We start from the raw sequence: 4,462 nt of genomic DNA on the forward strand, positions 1-4,462 counted from the left end.
GCGATGAGCCGCTTGGTGTACGGGTGCTGGGGGCTCTGGAGGATGTCCAGGCTGGCGCCGGCCTCCACGATCTTGCCCTTGTTCATGACGATGAGCTTGGTCGCCCGCTCCGCCGCGAGACCCAGGTCGTGGGTGATGAGCAGCAGCGCCGTGTTCTTCTCGCGCGTGAGCGACTCGAGGTGATCGAGGATGACCTTCTGGACGGTGACGTCGAGCGCCGAGGTGGGCTCGTCGGCGATCAGCAGCTTGGGGTTCGCACCCAGTCCGATGCCGATGAGCACGCGCTGGCGCATTCCTCCCGAGAACTGGTGCGGATACTGCTGCATCCGACGCTCGGCATCGCCCAGGCCCGCCTGCTTGAGGACCTCGACGGCCTTAGCGTTGACGGCCTTCTTGCCCGATGCGACGCCGTTGGCCCGGATCGCCTCGCGTACCTGGAAGCCCACGGTCCAGACGGGGTTGAGGTTCGACATCGGGTCCTGCGGGACGTAGCCGATGATGCCGCCGCGCACGGCGGCCATCTGACGCTCGCTGTATCGGGTGATGTCCTTGCCCTCAACCGTCACCGAGCCGCCGGCGATGCGACCGTTGCCCGCAAGCAGCTTGATGAGCGCGGTGGCGGTGGTGGACTTGCCCGAGCCGGACTCGCCCACGATGGCGACGGTCTCGCCCGCGTGGATGTCGAAGGACACGCCGCGCACGGCCTGCACCTCGCCGGTGCCCGTCTTGAACGCGACCTCCAGGTCCTTGACCTGGACCAGCGGCGTGCCGGCGGCCGCCCGCGGGGCGTCGACGGGACTGGTGATCACGGTGTTCTCCTCGGTCATCGCCGGGCCCTCGCCTTCGGATCGAGGGCGTCGCGGATCAGCTCGCCCAGGATGATGAACGCCAGCACCGTGACGGTCAGCGCCAGCGAGGGCCAGAACAGCGCCATCGGAGCCACCCGGATCGACGTCTGCGCCTGAGCGATGTCGTTACCCCAGGACATCGTCGACGGGGGCAGCCCGATACCCAGGAAGGACAGCGTGGCCTCCGCGGTGATCGCGGCGCCCAGCGCGATGGTCAGGTAGACGATCACGGGAGTGAGCGAATTGGGCAGGACGTGGCGCAGAAGTGTGCTGAACTTCGATCGCCCCACCGCCTCGGACGCCATGACGTACTCGAGGTTCTTCACCTGGAGCACCTCGGCCCTCAAGATGCGCGCGAGCGAGGCCCACGCGAATCCACCGATCGCGATCGAGATCACCAGCACGTTGCGGTGAGCCGAGAGGACCGACATGACCACCACCGCCGCGAGGAAGTAGGGGATCGAGAAGAAGATGTCGCCGATGCGCGACAGCACCGAGTCGAGCCAGCCGCCGTAGTAGCCCGCGATCGCGCCCATGGGGATGCCGATCACGGCGGTGATGGCGACCACGAGCAGGCCCACCGACAGCGAGGTCGACGCACCGTAGATGATGCGCGCGTACACGTCGCAGCCCTGCCGCGTGAAGCCCAGCGGGTGCCCTGGCTCCGGTCCGCCGTTCGAGTTCTCGAGCAGGCAGTCGTTGTTGGGCAGCGTGTCCGTGAACAGCGACGGGAAGAGCGCGGCGACCGTCACGAGCAGGACGATGGCGACCGCGATGTAGAACAGCGGCCGGCGGCGCAGGTCGCGCCACGCGTCGATCCAGAGGTTCGACTTGCGATCGCCCAGCCGTACCTTGTCGATCTCGCCCACTTCGTTGGGATCGACGGGAGCGACGTAGTGCTCGTGCGCGCGGTCAGACATAGCGGATCCTTGGGTCGAGAACGGCGTAGAGCAGGTCCACCAGGATGTTCACGACGACGTACAGCACCGTGAGGATCGTCACGAACGACACCACCGTCGCGGTCTCCCCGCGGATGATCGCGTCATAGAGCACCTTGCCGACGCCGGGAATGTTGAAGATGCCCTCGGTGACCGTGGTGCCCGCGATGAGCGCGCCGAAGCTCGCTGCGGTGTTGGTCACCACGGGGATGAGCGAGTTGCGCGCGACGTGGACCGGGATGATGCGCCGAGCCGTGAGGCCCTTCGCCGCGGCGGTGCGCACATAGTCCGCCGACTGCGCCTCGATCACCGAGCCGCGCATCAGGCGCATGCCGGTGACGTACACGGTGAGCGCGATCACCATGGCGGGCAGGAGCATCGCGCCCCACGTAGCGTTCGCTCCCACCGTCACCGGCGCCCATCCGAGCTTGATACCGATGAAGTACTGCGCCACGAACAGCGCGACGAACGGCGGCACCGAGCTCAGCACCAGCGCGACCACCAGGTTGATGTTGTCGGCGATCCCGCCCTTGCGGAGGCCCGAGATGAGGCCGATCACGACGGACAGGATGAACTCGATGACGACAGCCATGAGGACCAGCTTCAGCGTCACGGGGAAGGCGCGAGCGAGGACGTCGGTGACCTCTTGGCCGGAGAAGGTGCCGCCCAGGTTTCCGGTGAGGAGGTTCTTCATGTACAGCAGGTACTGCACGAAGAACGGCTGGTCCAGGTGGTACTGGGCGCGGATCGCCTCGAGCACCGCGGGATTCGGGGTCTTGTCACCGAACAGCGCGAGGATCGGGTCTCCCGGCATCGAGAAGACCATGAAGTAGATGAGGAAGGTGGTGCCGAGGAACACCGGGATCGCCTGGAGCAGGCGACGGACCACGTACATCAGCATGGGCGCGCCCCCATGGGTTGCGTTGGCGTGTGCATATGAGAGCCGATCCTACTTGTCCGAGGCCTGGCACCTGCGCATGAGGCGAGGATACCCATGCGTGCCTGACGAGTGCGGACTCGTCGCCTCCACGGTCGCGGACGTGCAACGGCCCGTCCCGCCGCAGGGCGGGACGGGCCGTTGGTCCGACTAGTTCTTGGTGATCTCGTAGAAGAGCGGCACCGAGTGCCAGTCGAACACCACGTTCTCGACGGTCTCGGCGTAGCCGCCGGTCACGTTCGAGTACCACAGCGGGATGGCCGGCAGGTCCTGGAACAGGATCTCCTGCGCCTCCTGGAACTTGACGTTCGCAGCCGCGGTGTCGGTCGACGCCGAGCCCTCCCTGAGGAGGGTGTCGAACGCCTCGGACGAGTAGTCACCGTCGTTCGAGCCCGCACCCGTGCCGTAGATCGGGCCCAGGAAGTTGAACAGCGACGGGTAGTCCGCCTGCCAACCGGTGCGGAACGCGGTGCCGATGGTGCGGTCGGTGACCGAGGTACGGAACTCGCCGAACGTCGGGAAGGGGTTGCCTTCCGCCTCGATGCCCAGCGTGTTCTTGATCGAGTTGGCAACCGCGTCGACCCAGCCCTGGTGGCCGCCGTCGGCGTTGTAGCCGATCTTGAACGTGCCAGACCACGGCGCGATCGCGTCGGCCTCGGCCCACTTGGCTGCAGCGCCCTCGGGGTCGTACGCGAGAACCTCGGCGCCCGGGATCGAGTCCGACCAGCCGTCGATGACCGGCGACGTGAAGTCGCTAGCCGGCGTGCGGGTGCCCTGGAAGATCACCGAGGTGATCTCGTCACGGTTGATCGCCATCGACAGCGCCTGGCGGCGCAGGTTGCCCTCTTCGCCCGAGAAGTGCTCGAGCGAGGCGGGGATGGTGAACGACTGGAAGATCGCGGCGGGCTGGTTGACCGCGCGGTCGCCCAGGTCGGCGTCGAACGTCTGCAGCGCGGAGTCCGGGATGCCGTCGATGACGTCGACGTTGCCGGCGAGGAGGTCGGCGTAGGCCGCGTCCTGCGTGGCGTAGAAGACGATCTTGAGGCCGTCGTTCTGAGCGACGCGCTCACCGGCGTAGTCCGGGTTCACGCCCAGCTCGATCTGGACGTCGTGCTGCCAGTCGGCCGGGTCCGCGAGCATGTAGGTGCCGTTGCCCACGGGGGCCGCGCCGAATGCGGCCGGGTCCGCGAAGAACGAATCCGGCAGCGGGTAGAACGCCGAGTAGCCGAGGCTCAGGGGGAAGTCACCCTGAGGCTGGTTGAGGGTGACGGTGAAGGTCATGTCGTCGACGACCTTGAGGCCCGACATCTCCGGAACCGACTCGTCCCAGCTGAAGCCCTCGATCGGCTCGAAGAAGTAGCTGTTCAGCGAGGTCTCGGCGTTGGCGAGGTCGGCGGCCCAGTTCCACGCGTCCACGAAGTTGTGGGCCTGCACGGGGGTGCCGTCGGTGAACGTCCAGCCATCCTTCAGCGTGACAGTGAAGGTCTGCGCATCGTCCGTGGTGATGGAGTCGGCAACCTCGTTGTGCGGCGCGCCGGTGCCGTCGTAGTACACCAGGCCCGCGAACATGGCGTCGATGATCTTGCCGCCACCGGTCTCGTTGGTCGCGCTCGGGATGAGCGGGTTCTGGGGCTCGGAGCCGTTGGTGATGATGATGGCGTCGCCGGTCGAACCGCCGCCGTCGGCCGAAGCCGAGGGGTCGGTGTCAGAGCCGCTGGACGAGCAGCCCGCGAGGACGA

Annotated in this window: 4 protein-coding genes; all 4 read right to left on the minus strand. The window is 67.0% G+C overall.

Annotated features, from left to right (window positions below; all coding sequences use genetic code 11):
- The coding region (locus Q0L54_RS10590; protein ID WP_296667941.1) for an ABC transporter ATP-binding protein at nucleotides 1-827 on the minus strand (827 nt) is incomplete at its 3' end.
- Complete coding sequence (locus Q0L54_RS10595) at nucleotides 824-1,768, minus strand: ABC transporter permease (protein ID WP_296667942.1); 945 nt, start codon at nucleotides 1,766-1,768, stop codon at nucleotides 824-826. The genes Q0L54_RS10590 and Q0L54_RS10595, both read right to left, overlap by 4 nt.
- Nucleotides 1,761-2,687 carry an ABC transporter permease gene (locus Q0L54_RS10600; protein WP_296667943.1) on the minus strand — a complete coding sequence of 309 codons (927 nt, stop codon included), beginning with the start codon at nucleotides 2,685-2,687 and terminating at the stop codon, nucleotides 1,761-1,763. Before Q0L54_RS10600 ends, Q0L54_RS10595 begins: the two co-directional genes overlap by 8 nt.
- 186 nt (nucleotides 2,688-2,873) lie before the next feature.
- A partial coding sequence (locus Q0L54_RS10605) for an ABC transporter substrate-binding protein (RefSeq protein WP_296667944.1) occupies nucleotides 2,874-4,462 on the minus strand: 1,589 nt, incomplete at its 5' end.

This window comes from Demequina sp. (assembly GCF_024642165.1).
In the GTDB taxonomy this organism is placed as follows: Bacteria; Actinomycetota; Actinomycetes; order Actinomycetales; family Demequinaceae; genus Demequina.

Coding starts and splice junctions, on each gene's coding strand:
- Q0L54_RS10595 (WP_296667942.1), bottom strand. CDS start 1,768: ATGTCTGACCGCGCGCACGAGCACTACGTCGCTCCCGTCGATCCCAAC.
- Q0L54_RS10600 (WP_296667943.1), bottom strand. CDS start 2,687: ATGCTGATGTACGTGGTCCGTCGCCTGCTCCAGGCGATCCCGGTGTTC.